This is a genomic window from Candidatus Uabimicrobium amorphum (assembly GCF_009002475.1).
GTDB classification, from domain to species: Bacteria; Planctomycetota; Uabimicrobiia; order Uabimicrobiales; family Uabimicrobiaceae; genus Uabimicrobium; species Uabimicrobium amorphum.
Window position 1 is genome coordinate 549,563 of the sequence record NZ_AP019860.1, and the last position, 17,101, is coordinate 566,663.

At 37.9% G+C, this 17,101-nt stretch carries 15 protein-coding genes and 1 pseudogene; 10 read left to right on the forward strand and 6 right to left on the reverse strand.

What is annotated here, in order from left to right:
* The first annotated feature begins 408 nt into the window (after positions 1-408).
* Positions 409-2,151, forward strand: a complete 1,743-nt coding sequence (locus tag UABAM_RS01900; RefSeq protein WP_151966300.1) for an AMP-dependent synthetase/ligase — start codon at positions 409-411, stop codon at positions 2,149-2,151.
* 28 nt (positions 2,152-2,179) lie between these two features.
* Here the strand turns inward: UABAM_RS01900 and rpe are convergent, their stop codons facing one another.
* Genes rpe through UABAM_RS01915 form a run of 3 tightly spaced genes read right to left on the reverse strand, consistent with a single transcriptional unit; the run spans position 2,180 to position 5,661 of the window.
* A complete protein-coding gene (gene rpe / locus UABAM_RS01905; RefSeq protein WP_151966301.1) occupies positions 2,180-2,857 on the reverse strand; it encodes a ribulose-phosphate 3-epimerase in 678 nt (225 codons plus the stop codon).
* Positions 2,858-2,866: 9 nt separating this feature from the next.
* On the reverse strand, positions 2,867-4,192 hold the full coding sequence (locus tag UABAM_RS01910) for a M48 family metallopeptidase (RefSeq protein WP_151966302.1): 1,326 nt from the start codon (positions 4,190-4,192) through the stop codon (positions 2,867-2,869).
* A gap of 5 nt (positions 4,193-4,197) precedes the next feature.
* A complete protein-coding gene (locus tag UABAM_RS01915; RefSeq protein WP_151966303.1) occupies positions 4,198-5,661 on the reverse strand; it encodes a protein kinase family protein in 1,464 nt (487 codons plus the stop codon).
* Positions 5,662-5,953: 292 nt separating this feature from the next.
* Between UABAM_RS01915 and UABAM_RS01920 the strand changes: the two genes are divergently transcribed.
* On the forward strand, positions 5,954-8,653 hold the full coding sequence (locus tag UABAM_RS01920) for a bifunctional serine/threonine-protein kinase/formylglycine-generating enzyme family protein (protein ID WP_151966304.1): 2,700 nt from the start codon (positions 5,954-5,956) through the stop codon (positions 8,651-8,653).
* 152 nt (positions 8,654-8,805) lie between these two features.
* On the opposite strand, the pseudogene UABAM_RS01925 reads toward UABAM_RS01920, so the two are convergent.
* Positions 8,806-10,014 (reverse strand): annotated as a pseudogene (locus UABAM_RS01925) (IS4 family transposase); the annotation flags it as partial.
* A 504-nt stretch (positions 10,015-10,518) separates the two neighbouring features.
* Here UABAM_RS01925 and UABAM_RS34080 point away from each other — a divergent pair.
* The 5 genes from UABAM_RS34080 to UABAM_RS01950 all read left to right on the forward strand — a co-directional run bounded on the left by UABAM_RS34080 (position 10,519) and on the right by UABAM_RS01950 (position 14,162).
* Positions 10,519-11,184: a type II secretion system protein gene (locus UABAM_RS34080; protein WP_173013081.1), complete on the forward strand. Its 666-nt coding sequence runs from the start codon at positions 10,519-10,521 to the stop codon at positions 11,182-11,184.
* A gap of 11 nt (positions 11,185-11,195) precedes the next feature.
* Positions 11,196-11,891: a type II secretion system protein gene (locus UABAM_RS01935; protein WP_151966307.1), complete on the forward strand. Its 696-nt coding sequence runs from the start codon at positions 11,196-11,198 to the stop codon at positions 11,889-11,891.
* 4 nt (positions 11,892-11,895) lie between these two features.
* Complete coding sequence (locus UABAM_RS01940; protein ID WP_151966308.1) at positions 11,896-12,453, forward strand: pilus assembly FimT family protein; 558 nt, start codon at positions 11,896-11,898, stop codon at positions 12,451-12,453.
* Between the two features lie 11 nt (positions 12,454-12,464).
* Positions 12,465-13,229, forward strand: coding sequence for a PilW family protein (locus tag UABAM_RS01945; protein WP_151966309.1), 765 nt, complete (start codon positions 12,465-12,467; stop codon positions 13,227-13,229).
* Positions 13,230-13,496: 267 nt separating this feature from the next.
* A complete protein-coding gene (locus UABAM_RS01950; RefSeq protein ID WP_151966310.1) occupies positions 13,497-14,162 on the forward strand; it encodes a type IV pilus modification PilV family protein in 666 nt (221 codons plus the stop codon).
* A 48-nt stretch (positions 14,163-14,210) separates the two neighbouring features.
* On the opposite strand, the gene UABAM_RS01955 is transcribed toward UABAM_RS01950, so the two are convergent.
* On the reverse strand, positions 14,211-14,390 hold the full coding sequence (locus UABAM_RS01955) for a hypothetical protein (protein WP_151966311.1): 180 nt from the start codon (positions 14,388-14,390) through the stop codon (positions 14,211-14,213).
* Positions 14,391-14,603: 213 nt separating this feature from the next.
* Here UABAM_RS01955 and UABAM_RS01960 point away from each other — a divergent pair, with 213 nt between their 5' ends.
* The 3 genes from UABAM_RS01960 (at position 14,604) to UABAM_RS01970 (ending at position 16,603) form a co-directional block, all read left to right on the forward strand.
* Positions 14,604-15,326, forward strand: coding sequence for an FHA domain-containing protein (locus tag UABAM_RS01960; protein ID WP_151966312.1), 723 nt, complete (start codon positions 14,604-14,606; stop codon positions 15,324-15,326).
* 5 nt (positions 15,327-15,331) lie between these two features.
* Entirely contained in the window at positions 15,332-15,772 is a 441-nt protein-coding gene (locus tag UABAM_RS01965) for an FxsA family protein (protein ID WP_151966313.1), read from the forward strand.
* A gap of 162 nt (positions 15,773-15,934) precedes the next feature.
* Positions 15,935-16,603: a hypothetical protein gene (locus UABAM_RS01970; RefSeq protein WP_151966314.1), complete on the forward strand. Its 669-nt coding sequence runs from the start codon at positions 15,935-15,937 to the stop codon at positions 16,601-16,603.
* Here the strand turns inward: UABAM_RS01970 and dtd are convergent, their stop codons facing one another.
* Entirely contained in the window at positions 16,604-17,044 is a 441-nt protein-coding gene (dtd, locus tag UABAM_RS01975) for a D-aminoacyl-tRNA deacylase (protein ID WP_151966315.1), read from the reverse strand.
* Positions 17,045-17,101 lie beyond the last annotated feature (57 nt).

Sequence of the window (17,101 nt, forward strand, 5' to 3'; positions counted from 1 at the left end):
ATAGTTGCAAAAAATGGAAAAAAATTTTGTTTTTTTGTAACTATATATCATACTTATATCTAAAAGCACATACTCGTAAGAGTAAAGTTTAGTTATTTTTGACTTACTAGCGTTTATAAGATGGGATTTATGGGCACGTCCATAAACATAATCATCCAAAAATGTAAACCCTTCCATTAAATACTCTTATGATATTTGGATATAAGTTTTTTTTGCGAATTCTCATAGGTTGAGAACTAGCTGCAACAAAAATGAAGGTTCTTAAATGTGTTACGGCAAAGGTGACATCATTGAAAAACCTAATATATTTTAGCTCATGTGTTTGCCCAGAGTTAGAAAATGGCATTAGAGGCTAAATTAGAGGGCCATTTTTTCTAACGAAGATTCTTACTAAAGGTTGAAGGAGTTATGACAGAAAAAAATAACTTACTGGGCTATATTTTATGTACCCCACAGGAAGAAAATCGGGTCTTCTGCCGCGAATTGGATGATAAACGCAACATAAACGAATATACATACAAAAATTTACTCCTATCTTCTTACAATTTTGGAAAATCCATAGAGGGTAGTGATGTAGGTGAGTATATTCCGTTGTTTTTGGATACTTCCTACGATTTTCTTCGTTCTTTTTTCGGTGTTTTGTCTGCTCAAAAAGTATGCGTTCCTCTTCACACAATAGCAAATGAAGACGCGATAACACATATTTTGCGAAAAGTGCGCGCCAAATCTATTATCGTTACCAAACCATGCTTGTATAAAAAACTGGCACAAATTGAATATGTTCAAGAACACATCCACACCATTTTTTGCTCTTCAGAGGTTATTGAACAAAAAGCTTTGCCGTGTCAGCATATAGACCTTTTCGAAATTTTCAATCGTGAAGCGTCAACGGAGGAAGCTCTTTCAAGTATTGGACAGGTAGTAGAAAACAGCAATCCTGATGATCTAATGCAAATTGTATTTACTTCTGGTACTACAGGAGAACCCAAAGGGGCTATGCTAAGCCACCGTAATTTAATTTCCTGCGTTGTACGTGCCGGAGATCATTTGAGTATTGATCATACATTTCGCACTCTGACATTCTTACCTTTAAGCCATGTTATGGCTCAAAATGAAGTTTTTATCGCCCTAACAAAGCGGGCCCTCGTCCAGATCGTTGGACGCGATCACTTATTACACGGTTTACGTAATTTTCAACCCAATATCTTGGTAGCAGTGCCACGCGTTTATGAAGCTGTTTACAATGGAATACAACGCAAACTGCGCAAAAAAGATTTTATGAGAAAGCTGTTACAGCGCTGTGTGAATACGTACCACAAATACAAGGAAGCTTCTTTACTCGGAAAAATGTACCATGGACTTTTTGTACACACCATCGGTAGCGTAATTACGTCTAAAATTCGCAAGAATATAGGACAGTTCAAAATACTTGTTACCGCAGGGGCAGCTTGTCCACAACATATTTACGATTTTTTTGAAGCAATTGGTATGCCACTCACCAATGCGCAAGGCTTAACTGAAGTTTCAGGTGCAATTGTTTATAACGAGCCGAGCAAAACTCATAAAGGTTCTATTGGTTACCCACTAAAAGGTGTTGAAGCGAAAATAGCGGAAGACGGTGAAATTTTATTCAAAGGTGATCCTGTATTCAGCGGTTATTTCGAGGAACCTGATTTAAACAAGCTTACTTTACGCGAAGGAGGCTGGTTCAAAACGGGTGATCTCGGCCGTAAAGAGATTATTAATGGTAAAGAATACCTATTCCTCTTAGGTCGTAAAAAAGAAATATTAGTTCTATCATCTGGACTAAATATTCCTCCAGCACAAATAGAAGAACGAATCTTGCAGTCAGGTCAAGAAATTATTCAACAAGCCATGGTTGTCGGTGATGGAGAACCTCGATTGGGTGCTCTTGTCGTACCACAGGATGATCATTTCAATAATCCGAATATTCGTGAAGAGATTTCAAAGATCATTCGCCAAGTGAACATGCAAATGGACGCCAGCGAAAAAATAGATAATTTTGAGATAATTCGCGAACCATTTACTGTTGAAAACGGTATGTTGACTCCAACAATGAAGATTCGCCGTCCAGTTGTGTTCCAACGTTACAAAGACGTTATTGGACAACTGTATGGTACTACAGGTTAGTTCTTTTAACTTTAAAAATAAAGCCCTCCTAGTGAGGGCTTTTTTTTGTTGATAACCCGTATAATACATCTCTAAGATTTTGTATTGTGTTAGAAATTTGATTGCTTTTGAATATATACGAACCTGCCACAAAAATGTTTGCACCTGCCTCAGCAGCTTTTAGTGCTGTTTCACCATTGATACCCCCGTCAACCTGTATGTATTTCGGGCAATCCGGCATTTTTCGCAATTGAATAATTTTTTCTAAAATTTTTTCAATAAATTTTTGTCCACCAAATCCAGGCTCCACACTCATCACCAAAACCATGTCCAAATCCGCTAGGTATGGAGTGATGGTATCTATGTCGGTGTTGGGTTTTATGGCAATGGCCGCTTTGCAATTGTATTCTTTTATTTTTTTGATAATGTCTGCGGCGCAATCGGTGGCTTCTATATGAAAACTTAACCACTGGCAACCTATACGCAAAAAATCTTCTATGTAGCGTTCAGGACGATCAATCATTAAATGTACATCAAACGGCATCTGTGTTGTTTCGCGAATACATTTGACGACACAAGGGCCAAAAGTGATATTTTTAACAAATTGACCATCCATAACATCTAGGTGCAAAATATCTGCCCCGGCTTTCTCTACTGTGGCAATTTCCTGTTGTAAACAGGCAAAGTTTGCCGATAGCAGTGAGGGGGCAATGAGCATTTCATCCATAACGTTCTCCTAAAAACGCGGTGCAAAACCACTATGACGTAAATTTTCTAAAAACAAGCGATTCGCTTCAATTTCATGCATACCCAAATGTTCGACTGCGATATCCATTAAAAAATTAATTTCCTTGTGATTGAGTGCATGGTCGGCGATGACAATACGGCATAAGTAATAAAAAATGGAATAGCGTTCTTCTGGATCGGCCTCTAGAAGACAGAAAATAGCACCGATAAGAATTTCTTTTAGCCCTTTTTTGCTGCGCACTTGTTTTTGGATATTTTCCAAAAATACCTTTGGTCGCGCGGTAAATTTAGCCAGATACTCTACAATTTCATCATTTTCCTCCATGGAAATCTTATCGTCAAGACCTGCGAGTAGGATACCACCTGCGGCAACCACCATGGAACGATAGTAATCTCTTTGATTGGTCGGAAATAACTCCATTAAGTCCAAAAGCCCTTGCATTTCCTTGCTGAGTTCTTTGTCATTTTTGACAACTTTACCTGAAGAAGCATATTGCGTATAGACTTTTGACTCGCTAAATAGTTGTATTGCCTTTACGCGAACAGGGTTTGAGGGATGAGAGCTGTGAAATAAGATTTGAAACTCTCCGCGGCGCGCTTGCTCTAACATCTCGTCCATTTTGTGCATAAAAGCTTTGGCATTTAAATTGACTTTTTCTAAGCTAATGCCTGAGGAAAGTTTGAAAAAGTTGGTAATACAACTTTCAATACATGGAGAAGCAATAAATCCCATGCGGTCAGCCGAAATTTCCGCAAACTTCTCCCACAGCGAAATCAAGTTCTGTATGGAGATAGGTATAAAGCGCTCTTCTTCGAAAAGGTAGTGTATTAAACGACGAATTTCTGCTGTCTTGTAAATTAAGTGTCCAATTTCGTGGCCGATGACAAACTTCAACTCTTTTTCACCGAAACTTTCCACCAATCCCGAGTTGATCACCACCACATGGCTGTTGTCCCCCTCACCTTTCATAAAAGCCGCGGCATTGACTTGTGGATCATTGGTAATGAAAAAGTTAACAGGTTCCGTAAATTGCAAAGTATCGAGAACTTCCTGGCACATTTTAAATAGTCCTGGAGAAAGATCTTTGTCAATATGAAAGCTATGTCCAGAGAACACCGAGTGCCAGTAGTCTTTACGCAACTGAAAACGACATTTTTCGATAATAGGTTCAATGACATCGGCATGAAGAAGCGTACGCAATTTATCTCCCACAAGAGCTTCTTCTTTAAAGCGCATTGCTTTCCAAAATTCTTCGGCCTTTATTTTTTTATTTTTTGCCGTAGTTTTTTTTGAAGATGTTTTCTTCTTTGTCATAACATTTATCCTTTTAATTTTTCGTTCGCTAATGCTAGTTTGGCTTTAATTTCTTCGTTATCATTTTCCAGATCAAATGCTTTTTGATAGTCTTTTTGTGCATTTTCATATTCGCAAACCGCGAAGTAGACATCGCCTCGGTCAATATATGCGGGAACACAGTCTTCCTCTAGGGCAATCAGCTTTGAGAACACAGTTATTGCTTTGTCATACAACTCTTTTTCTTTGTAAATGCTCCCCAGGCTTGCGTAGCAAAAGGGCATGTCGCGGTCAAGGTGTATGGCTTTTTCAAAAAAAGCGATCGCTTTGTCAAATTCTCGTCGTTGCGAATAAATTTCTCCTAGATTTTCGTGAGCGCGTGGGTCAAGATCGTTGACCGATATCGCTTGATGATAGCATTTTTCGGCTTCTTCTGATTTATCCATTTCTTGTAATGTCAGCCCTTTATACAGATGCGCTTCATATAAGTTGTTGTCGAGAGAAAGAGCTTTGTCAAAGTCTTTTAATGCATATTGGTAGGCTGAATTGCCGTAGAGCTTGATGCCTAAATGCAAAAAAGAACGCGCGGACTTCTCACGACGCATGTGTTGCTCTATCTCGCGCAATTTATCTGTCCATATGTCGAGTGCTTTCTGATCGCAAATGGATGGTAGACTCTTGAGTTGCTCGTGAAGAGAAGACAGTAGTTCGTTCAAGGTCTTTTGTGTTGTGGCAAAATCATCTTGCTTTTCCATTGCGGTTTGTGAAGTATGATGGCGATCTACCCCCAATGAGGGTTCGATTCCCAAATCTCCTACTTTTAAGCTGAATGTATTGTTTTTTGCAATCAAAAGTAGATTCGAAAATTTTAGATTACCATGCTCCAGAGATTCGACTTGCATTTTTTCATTATAAATTTTCAATTGATGAATTTTGCGTACGGCAGAACACAAATGCAAAGAGAGTTTTACACGCTCTAGGAGGTTTTCTTTCTGGGTAACAATATAGTCCGCTAGGTTAATTGCGGCGTACGGCATGGTAAAGTACGGTACTTCTTCTACGGAGTTTTGCTCTATTTGTTCCTCGTCTAAAAGGCTTTGTAGATTATAACGACTAATGATCCCCGTTGTTTCCATTTTTAGAATATTCGGGTGAGAAATTTTTTTGAGTATGGCTAATTTTTCTAAAAATTTTTCGGTGTTTACTTCGCGAAGTTTATAGAGTACTTTTAAGGCTTTGGGGTAACCTAATTCGTTTTTTATCTCCCAAACTCCGCCAAGACTACCACTACCGAGAAACCGTACAATCTCAATTTTTTTTCTATTAATCGTCAAAAATTTATTTTTGAATTTCGCTGCCATAAATACACTTTCTAAGGATGCGGTTATATCAACTACATCTTGGAATAAGACTTTTTTATGGGTTAAAGCCGCTATTATATGATAAAGTTTTCGTTGTGTCATTAATAACTTTGTTGTTACATCCATCATCCCCGTTCCCGATCCCGAACCTGTTCCCGAACTTGTTTTAAAAAGCTTGTTACTTTATTGTTCTTTGCTTTTTTCCTTTGTGAGTAATAATCTTGAAGAATTATCATGAAGTCCTTTTATTTCGGGAACGGGAACGGGAGCGGGATCGGGTTCGATCTTTACGGATTTTTCCCAAAACATAAAACCTATAACATTGACATAAACTCTATATTCTTGTAATATTATCTAAGGGATAAAATAAAATATCTTTGCTCGTCACACAAGCGCAGATTTCTTAAGGAAAATAACTACAATGTCGGATGTCTTAATTGGAAAAGAAATTGGAGGAGCTGTTATTCTCGAATTTCTCGGTAAGGGTGCTATGGGAGAAGTTTACCGCGCCTACGATAGCAAATTGAACACTTCGGTTGCTATTAAAACTCTCAAAAAAGATCTTGTCGATTCTCCAGAGGTAATCGCGCGTTTTCGGCGCGAGGCCCAAGGACTACACAAGTTAAATAGCCCTTACGTCATCAAGGTTTGGGGAATTGGCGAGACCGAAGACATTCACTTTATCAAACTAGAGTACATTGACGGAGAAAGCCTTCGCGATTTTTTGGACGAAAATCTACCGGTGGCCTGTGAAACAGCTCTTATTATCCTACATCAGATCGTCAAAGGTTTAGAAGCTGCGCATAAAAAAGGCATTATTCACCGCGACATAAAGCCCGAAAATATTTTGATCAATCGCAAGGGACGTGCAAAAATTGCCGACTTGGGGATTGCCAAATTTCTAGAGAGTAGTACTCTAACCGTTGATGGTGCTATTATGGGGACTCCGTGGTATCTTTCCCCGGAACAAGTTGAAGGGGGAGAGGTAGATTCACGTACGGATATCTATTCGTTAGGCGTGATGTTTTTCTATATGATTACCGGAGAGTATCCTTTTTACGGACAGACAACACAACAACTTTTATATATGCGTTTACGCCCACGCAACAATCCTCCTTCTCCCAAAAAAATATGCGAGGACGTTCCTTCCGAAGTAGAGCATCTTGCAATGAAGATGATGCAAAAAAATCGTGATCAACGCTATAAAAATACCACCGAGTTAAAGAGAGAAATAAAGCGTTTGTTGCTCAACTGCATCAAGATTTCTCCAGAAAAAACCCTAAACAAACTGCGTAGATACGAGGAAGAATGGCAAGAATTGTTGCGCGAATCTCTCGAAAAGGGAAATCTGGGGGACAAAGATAGTTTTGTCCCGTTTGCCACAAAGTTAATTACCAACAGCAGTAATTTTGCGCAAAAACTCGAAGGGGCCAATCTACTCAAAAGTGTAAATTACAACATTAGCTCTCTCAATGAGGATGTTCAAATCTATTACTATCTGGTGATGGAGCGCTACAAAGCACTTGAAGACTACGACACGGACAAAGTATTTGTATGTATCGATGAAATTTACGATATGTACGAAAGTGAAAAACCTGAACGGCAAAAGCGTTTAATGAGCTGGCTCAAGGAAAACCTTTCTTACTACTTAATTAATAAAAACCGCACAGTACGCAGAACATGTATTCGTATTCTAAAAAAACTATATCCCAATGATAACAAAACTTGGGAGTTATTTGACGAGTTACATTCTTTTGAAGATGGCAAACGTCTCGCGGCTATCGAAAAGCTAGACTCTTACAATTTTGATAACGATTATGCCGTGGATCTGTTGCGTGGATGTTTATGGGAAGAAGGAACGAAGGCGAAGAAAAAAATTATCCATGCCCTTTCGCAAAAAGATAAAGATTTTTACGAAATATGGGTGGAAAGCATTGAGTTGTTTAACCCTGATCCGAGTGTCAAACGTCGTGCCTTAGGGAACATTCTCAAATTGCAAAAAGAGCAAATTGAGTGGTTAAGACCGATTGTTTTAGATCTAATTAGTGACTTGAATCCCATGGTCATTAAAGATTTTTTCAGCAAACTAGATAAACAACATCAAAATTCACTTCATTGTATGATTTCTATGTATTTTGGGCGTTTGCTGTTCGATATTTTAGCCAAAAATCATCGCGAGCCGGAAACAATGCAAAGCTTGGTCATTGGTTTTCAAAGCAGGGCCAATGAAGAGTTTGGCAATCTTGGTCCTAGCGCAAATGTGGAGTCGGAAGACGAAGTGTGGAAAGAGTGTTGGGACAGCAGTGAATTTCTAATGGACTTTTCTCTAGAACAATGGACTTCTCTCTCTTGGGAAAAACAAGTAGAGTATGCAAAAGCCTACCAGCAATGGTATGCCGAACAAAACGGCTTACAAAGAGATGTGGAGCATGTGTTTGAGGATGTCAGTTTCGAATTGGTTCTCATTCCCCCAGGACGTTTTTTAATGGGATCTGCGGAAGATGAAGAGGGGCGGAAAAGCGGTGAAATACAGCATATTGCCACTGTGAAACGTCCAGTTTACGTTGCTAAATATCCCGTTACACAACGCCAGTGGTTTAAAATTATGAAAAGCAACCCCTCTCACTTTCAAGGAGATTATCTACCAGTGGAAAGAGTCAGCTGGGAAAATGCCTACTCTTTTTGTGAAAAGGTTGGCTTGCGGCTTGTTGATGAGGAACAATGGGAATATGCTTGTCGTTCTGGAACAACATCAAAAAACTATTGGGGGAATGATGTTGTCGAGGAATATTTTTGGTACCAAGGAAACTCTGAAGATAAAACGCACGAAGTTGGAAAGAAAAAATGCAATCCTTTTGGCCTTCACGATATGATTGGCAATGTGTGGGAGTGGTGTGTGGATACATACAGTAACTACGAGACAAAAAGTACGGGAAATTCGGCCATGCTCGCCAATAAAGGTGTTAGCCAAATGTTGAAAGCTGTTCGCCCTGTTAAAGTTCAACGTGGCGGAAGTTGGTATGATAATATCGCGTCTTGTCGCTCTGCAAGTCGTAGTGGCTTGGGAGCAAAATACAGCAATAAAATTCTCGGTTTTCGTGTTGCCAAGAATATCAACTAGATAGCAGAAGACGACATTGGTGCGATGCCCCCACATCAGTGCTGCGCACTGATTGCTCCCCCACAGGGCAACGTCATTTAGTTAGTAAAAAACAAGTATTTATCAAGGCTAGATCTAAGATATAGAGATGTAGCCTTGATAAACAGGAACTTTCAGTGTCCTGTTTTTTTCCTATATTTCTGATGCCAAAGCTGATAGCTAGCAGACTTCTTAACACGAGGCGCATTGTTATCAGGCCTTATTGGAGAAGGAGACAAACGAAAGAGAACTCTTATTTCAGCATATGCTTCTTCAATAGGAATACTTTCATCATAAAGAAGAGCAATAACTTCATCGTGAAGTTCGGCATACGAAATAGACTTATTGATACGATATCGATATTTAGTATTTTTTTTATCGCATTCTTGGTCAAGAATTTGTTGTTCACTTTTAATAACGATGGATTCAAGAGCACTCATAAAAACACGAGCATAAAAGTCTTGCTCAATATGTAATAAAAAACCAGAAGAAAAACGCTCAACATCTAACTGATTTTTGAGACGATCAAAATAGGTTTCTATTTTCCAACGTTGGTGGTATAGCCAAGCAAAGTCATCAAGAGGATAAAGTTCTTGATCAAGTAAAGTAGTAAGAAGAACTTCAACCTCTCCTGTCGAAAGAATAACTTTTATTAACCTAACATTTACAGATGATGGTAAATTATATTTTTTCCACTCAATTCGTTTTTCTTTAGGAATGACTAGTTTGTAAACAGAGTCGAAAGAGTCACTTTTTAGAAATTCGCTAACAATTGAGAAAGAACTGGAAGTTGAACATCTTATAACGCAAGGAACACTTAAAGATTTATGTAAAGCTACTAACGCATTACTGGCATATGCTCTATCATAGAGAACGATTGTATTTTTATCGTAGTAGTCACAGTGAGAATCAAAGACAAACTTTATCTCAGATTGTTTTGCTTCAAGTTCTTGGTTAATAGGAAGTTCGTTTAAAACATCGTATAAAAAACTTCCATAGCCTTGGACTCTCTCAGTTGGGCTTTGATTACTTTGGACACTAAAAAATGCCAAAGTTTCCTCTGATTTTGGTAAATTGATTGTACTTACATCTACAGCATAGATCTGATTATTTTTCCATTTTTTATTTTCATCTTTCGCTTCTTCATAAAAAGTTTTTAATATTGTATTTTGGAGATGCTTATATAGCTTCGGATCTAGCTTGTTCCTTGCTTGGTGTAGTCCTCCTGGACTAATTATTTTATCAAGCGCTTTGATTTTCTTGAAAAATGTTCTTATTTTGTTGCTGAGGCTCATTTTAGCTCCTAGCAGTATCATTGTTGCTAATCCTGCAAATGTTATTTTCCGGCAACGTGTAAAGTGTTTTTTTTAGTTTTGTATCGTTCCACTATTTCTTTTTTGCTTAGTTCTGATCTTACACTTTTCATTGTTGATACTACTAGTAAGTTTTTCATGTTAACCTCATATTTTCATCCTATCTTTCGTTCGTTCATTTATTTATTACAAACTATAAATGTAGCATTTGCAAGGGATATATCATCACTTCACTTCTCTAGCTACTGAAAATACTACATTTACCTTAACTAAATGACGTTGCCCCACAGGGGGAGCCAAATACATCTAACGCATGCAGAAAAGACGACATTTGATATGCGAAGCCGATTGTGGGCATCGCATACTTGTAAATAACTTTTCCACAACACCTTCCACAGCCCCTTACAAAATAAATCCCCACCAAAACCACTTTTTGGTAAATTGCTTGCAAGTTTATAGTTACCGCGATACAATAAAAATATAGAAATGCAACAAACATCTATTGATTTTACCTACCTTACAAGGGAGATTTTTATGAGAAGAAAATCAGGATTTACACTAATTGAATTATTAGTCGTTGTCGCTATTATTGGTGTTCTCGCATCAATTTTGATTCCTGCGATACAGAAAGCCGTGTTGGCGTCTCACCGCGCAGAAATTAAAGCTTTGCTGAGTACATTAGACCAGTCACTTGCTATGTACAATAGTGATTTGGGAGTATACCCTCCTGACCAAAATAACCCGGCAACAGGTGCAGCTCCTTCCGACGAAAATGAATGTTCTCCGGTAAATCGTGCGGGAACACGGGGACAATTTAACGGTACCGTGAGCAATTACAATGACCAAAACTTGGTGCGTCACCTAGATGGAGACACTTCGAATGACTCTATCGGTGGTTTTGCTGACGTTTCCGCTAGACCGCTTGATAACTACTTGGACATAAAAGAAGAAGACTTGCGTAACGATACCGGAGGTCCAGTGGCCGACGGGGAAGCTCCGATTATTACTACACGTTTTGGTACAACTGTAAAGTACAATGAGCTTGATTCCGAAAGAAGAACGCAAAAGTTCCAGAGAGACCAAGTCGATGTTGATCCGCGCCAAGCGATTATCAAGTTTGATAGTTTTCAAACATTTTGCGAAGCAGAGGATGTTGACATTGTCGATCCAACTAGAATTATCACAAACTTTACAGAATAAGAGAGAAACTCATGCAAAAAAAGCACAATGCATTTACCTTAATTGAGCTACTCATCGTCATCACTATTATCAGTATTATTGCGGGATTTATCGTTGTTGCTAGCCAATCTGTACGCGATAAGGCACTCATTGAAAGTACACGAGCCACGATCATGGCCTTGATGACAGGATGTGATGAATATCGTGCCATATTCAAGGTTTACCCCGATATTAATGATACGACTACATTGGAAAACAATGGATATCAAGGGATAGGAGGTGATACCAACGCTTTGGACACCTTCGATGAAGATGACTTTGCTGAATTTAATCGCCGTTTGCGCTTTGTTCTTATGGATATTAAAGTAAGTAACGATGAAGAAATTGATGGTGACATACTCGTTTCGCAAAATTTACCTATGGTAATAGATGATGGTGTTCCCGCAGAGAACCCTGGAGATAACGAAGAACTTGTCGCCGATGCTTTTGGCAACTTTTTACGCGTGTGTCCTGGTCGCAACCATACCGCAGACAATCCCCAAGGGCCCAACAATTTCAATAATGATAACCGCTCTTTTACGATGGTGGACATCTATTCACTGGGAGCAGATGGATTAGATGGTACCGATGGCTTTTCCGATGATGATTCTACCTCATTTGCGCTGATAGACGGAGATGAAATTGTTAGCTGGAATATAGAAGAGACGAAAAAACGCAGAAGTGATTAACAAAATGTATACAAAAAGAAAAGGTTTCACCTTATTAGAGTTGCTAATTGTTATTGCTATTATTAGTTTTGTCGCGAGTTTATCCGCACCTATATTTGTTAAATTTACACGCAATAGACGCTTAAAAGCATCTGGGCAAATGTTACAATCTATGTTTACGAAAGCACGCTCTGTTGCCATAAGTAAAAAGTCGGAAACACGTGTTGTTTTTTTTGTGGACGATACCACGGAAGAATTGACGAAAAATGGCGTATCTACATCGATAACAGGCGTTTTAAATAGTATACACATATATCGTTTGGACAGATCTAACAATACATTCGTGTTGCACGAAGAACCGCGCTTATTACCAGATCGCACTCGATTTACAACACCTGCGGCTAACAAGATTTATATTTTCTTGCCTAGTGGAGAACTTCATTTCCAAGGAGATAAAGGCAATGACCCCGAAGAAAGCGATGACACGGATATTGTTATTGAAGAGCTATCTAACGAAGATAAGAGTTGTTATATCGATGTTGTGCGCAACACCGGGCGTGTCGTTGTTTTTGTTCGTGAATGATAGGATAAACAATGAGTAGAAGACGTTTTTACGGTTTTACATTAGTGGAACTTCTGATATCGCTGTCGTTGATGATTATTGTAATCGGTTCTCTTGTCATTATCTTTAATGCGGTAACAAAAATGATGACAACAACAGAAAACACCATGTTCGTTTTTCAAAATGCCAGAGCAGGATTGAATAATTTAACCAAAGACTTGAAAAATACCCAAGATCAAAGAGAACCTTTTCCTCAAGAATATCCTTTGACTATTAGTAATCCTCGGGATGACACAAGTCCACAAGTGCTCGTTAAATTTTTATCAACAACATCGTTCATGAATTCGAGCAATGATAGTGTGGAGCCGGAAATAATAACTGCCGAAGCGCGAATAATCTATTATCTTGAAGAAGTTAATAATCGTTGGACTCTTAAAAGACATATTGTTGACGCTTTGGCAAAAGAAGATGGAGAATTCGTTCCAGATCCAGACCCTGTAAATGAGCCATACGAACATACATTGGCAGACGACATTGTTTGTCAGTTTATTGCCGAAGAAAACTCGATAGGTAACTTGCGTCCTTCGTTTCAAATAGACTACTTTTTTTCTGACCCCATCACCGGGGAAATTCAGGTGGTAAGACCTGCATTACCCGTTGCGTTTACAAATAACATAAATGATCCTTTTACTCAATTTCCTTTTGCCATTCGCATAAATGTCGATTTGACAGATGCAAGAGGACGCTTAACGCGAACATTTTCAAAAGTAGTGCAATTATTAGTAACGGAAGATTAACAAGGAACGGCAGTCTCGCAAAGCTTTTCTAGTTTTATTGAGACGGAATTTTCCTCTGTGTTATACCTGAATTTTTATCAAATCAGGATGACACTCGGATTTAGGTTTTTAATTCAGAGAACACCCACTATCGCCTTCGGGCGGTAGTTAAATTTCAACAGGCAAAAATCGATGTTTTATTTTCGAAAAAGGAGATACGAGGTTGAATGGAAGAACGCCACACATTCCAATTCCCACTCATTCAAGTAGGTTCCTCGTCAAAAATCGATGAAAAAAACAAATAGCGGTTTTACATTAATCGAAATATTAATTGCGATTGGTATCTTAATTGTAGGACTTGGAGGAGTTCTTGTTCTTTTTCCTGCCGGTCTTCATTCAACTAGAAAAGCAGTTCAAGAAACACAATCCACAATTATTGCAGAATCTGTACATAGTAGTTTTATGTCTTCCATGCAAGTTTTAAACACTCAGCCTCTCAATGTTTCGAAAGGTAAATTTAAATTTTTCTACGATGGTATAAACGCAGGTACAGACTTTATTTTGCCAGTGGAAGTAAATGGTAGCGACGAGGCTGTTTTTGATGCGAATGGAGCGATGAAACCTTTGGGTTTAATTGAAGACCCTAACAATCCAGATAATGATAGTACTTTTATTCCTGGAATTCGTGATGGAGATGCGGTGTGTAATTTAGGAGTAGGGTTTGTTGCCGCGAATGCTTCAACACTTCCTTACAATGTGACAGTTTCCAACGAAGACAGTCATTTATCGCAATATTCTTTTAATATAGAAATTCAATCGCCGACAGTTGCGAAACAAATGCCAAGTACTTTATTTGACATTATTATACGCATTTTTCGTTCCGGAAAGCTTATTTACAAAGCAAAAACACAAGTCTTTGTGTCTCCTCCTCCTGGAAATCCAGGGCCATCATAAAAAAAGCTCCAAACTAGTTGGAGCTTTTTTACCATGCAGGTGGGTATATTACTTTTTCTCTGCAACTTTCGTTTCAGAACCTTTGTCGAGCATGTATAGATAGTCCCACTCGGTTTCAGGCTTGTAACGAAAAGAATCAATATAATTATCGTAGACAATTTCTCTTTTTTGACATCCAAACATTGTCAGAGAAAACAACCCTATTACAATAAAAAGTCGCAATTTCATGTCAATACCCCTTGATAAACGTAGTCAGACTTTGTATAAGCGTAAGAAATTTAATTAGTTCAAAGTTTTTTATTTGGTTTTTATATTTTTTTTTGTATTATACACTCCAAATTTAATACTTTTATTCTACAATTTGTTTTTTTAGGAAAAAAGAAAAATATAAAATAAATTGTAAAAAGGGAGGTATCGAGCTAAAGCTCTTACCGTAAAAATATGGCTAAAGTACTCTTAAAATTTAAAAATAATATTATTCAAGAATACCTAATTGGTGCAGGACCTCTCACCATAGGAAGAACAGAAGATAACACTGTTTCAATTGATAATCTTGGAATTTCACGTAACCATGCGCGGATCATCCAGTCGAATGGCGAATTTTTTATTGAAGATTTAAATAGCCAAAACGGCACAAGTGTAAATTCATTACCGATAAAACGCTGTGCTTTACGTGACCGAGACGAAATAGGGATTGGTAAACAAAATAAACATAGCCTGATTTTCTTTGAAAACGACAATGAAAAGGTAACTGTTTATAGCGAAATAGCGCCAACACAACGCAGAGATTTTAATTTTGGTCCACCAGAAGAAACCTTACAACTAGGAACTAGAAGAGTTACAAATCCTAGTTCAAATAGTTCAGAAGAATCTTCTTCGGCGAGCATCACTGTTCTTGAAGGAGCTGCGTCACCACAGAAAGTATTTCTTGAAAAGGTATTGTTTATTGCAGGAAAAGGCGATAATGCTGACTTGAAAGTCGAAGGAGACTATGAATCTAACGTGATTTTTATCATAAGTAGTCGCCCCACAGGCTTTTTTCTTTCTCCATCTAATAATGCGGAAATGTATCTTGACCAAACTAGGATTACTGAAGTTGTGCAATTAAAAGATGGTGCAATGATCGAATTCCTTGATATCAAAATAAAATTTTCAACAAGGTAAATTGTATGCTAAATTTACTCTTGTTATTTACAGTCGTTCCATTAGTCGATCTATTTTTACTTGTGTACATCGGAAAAATTATCGGCTTTTGGGAGACGGTTTTTATCGTGTTAGCTACTGGCGTATCAGGAGCTGTTTTAGCACGATCAGAAGGTGTATTTCTCCTACAACGCATCCAAAAAGATATGGCCAATGGATTGATGCCAAAAAAAGATTTGATAAATGGTTTCTTTTTGGTCATTGGTTCCGTGCTTCTTGTCACTCCAGGTGTCATTACCGATATAGTTGGTTTCTTATTGATTATGCCTGGAAGTAGAGATGTAATACGTCTTATCGTAACCTCGCGAATGAAAAGACATCTCAAAATGCACGCTGTTTCATTCGATTCCAACCCGCAAGAATATTCCGATGATAATGTGATTGATGCGGAAGGGACTATCAAGTAGTTAAATTGATTTAAAAGGTTAAACTACAGTATTTTGAAAATTTTATAAAATACTCAAAAATATATTGATTTATCAATGTACGTATGGTACGCTATAAAACGATAAATTTTGTAATTATCGTGGTTCTTGTGTTATATAAAACCATGCATCAGGAAAAAGTGAATGGCTGATTTCAGAGAGATCATACAAAAAAGAAAAAATAAACATAGACACATGCATCCCAATCTAAATATGGATACTCTTGTGGAAACCAATGAAAATTTGGAAGACAAAATAGAGTGTTTGTATAAGATGCTTGGTGGTGATAATAGTAGTCTAGTAATTCGAGAAAAAATTTGCGAAGAAAAACTGAATAAAGTCGTAGAAGCCATCGCGAAATTAGAACGTGCAAGAGAAGAAATTAACAATATTATCAAAGATGCACATGCTAAACTCGAAAAATCAGAAGAACGAGAAAGAGAAGCACTACTTAAGATTCAACAACTCACATCTGAAAATGCTAAACTAAAACGGGATTTAGCTAAGGCACACGAATTTAATAGTCGATTGCTAAGAGCCACCTCGGAAGATGCTGTACAATACCAAGATGCTGAAAAATACAATGAAGGCCAGTTCTATGGAAATATTGATAGTATGAATGCAAAATCAATTGATATGGGTAATAATGGAAGTCAAAGATTAGATAACATTGAAGAAACAGTGAAAATTCTAGCAGGAAAATTAGATAAAATTCAGGTTGCTTTGGAAAAATTATCCGATCCAATAACAACTTCTTCCATGTTCCATGTATCGAATCCATATGAGCAAATTGAAAAGTTTTTGGAAAGCTAGTCAAGATTTATAGTCTAATATAAATGTTGCTGGACCATCGTTTTCAATTGAGACAATCATCTTAGCCCCAAAACAACCGCATTCTGTTTTAACAAAAACCTTGAGCTTTTCTACGAACATCTCGTATAGAGGTTTTGCCACAAGAGGAGAAGCTGCCTTATCAAAACTAGGGCGGCGTCCCTTTTTTCCATCCGCAGCAAGTGTAAATTGACTCACCACTAGAGCTTCACCCTTTATGTCTAACAGAGACTTATTCATTCTACCATTTTCATCGCGAAAAATACGGTATTCCATAACTTTTTGCGCGAGGTACTCGACTTCTTTCTCGCCATCTCCATCCAGAACACCCAAAAAAATAAGCATTCCTTCTTCAATGGCACCAACAACACGATTATCTACAGTGACAGAAGCTCTGTTCACTCTTTGGATTAAAGCTTTCATAATGTGACTACTTCTATGATGAGTTTAAAATATGGGGAATGTTTTTTCGATGGGGAA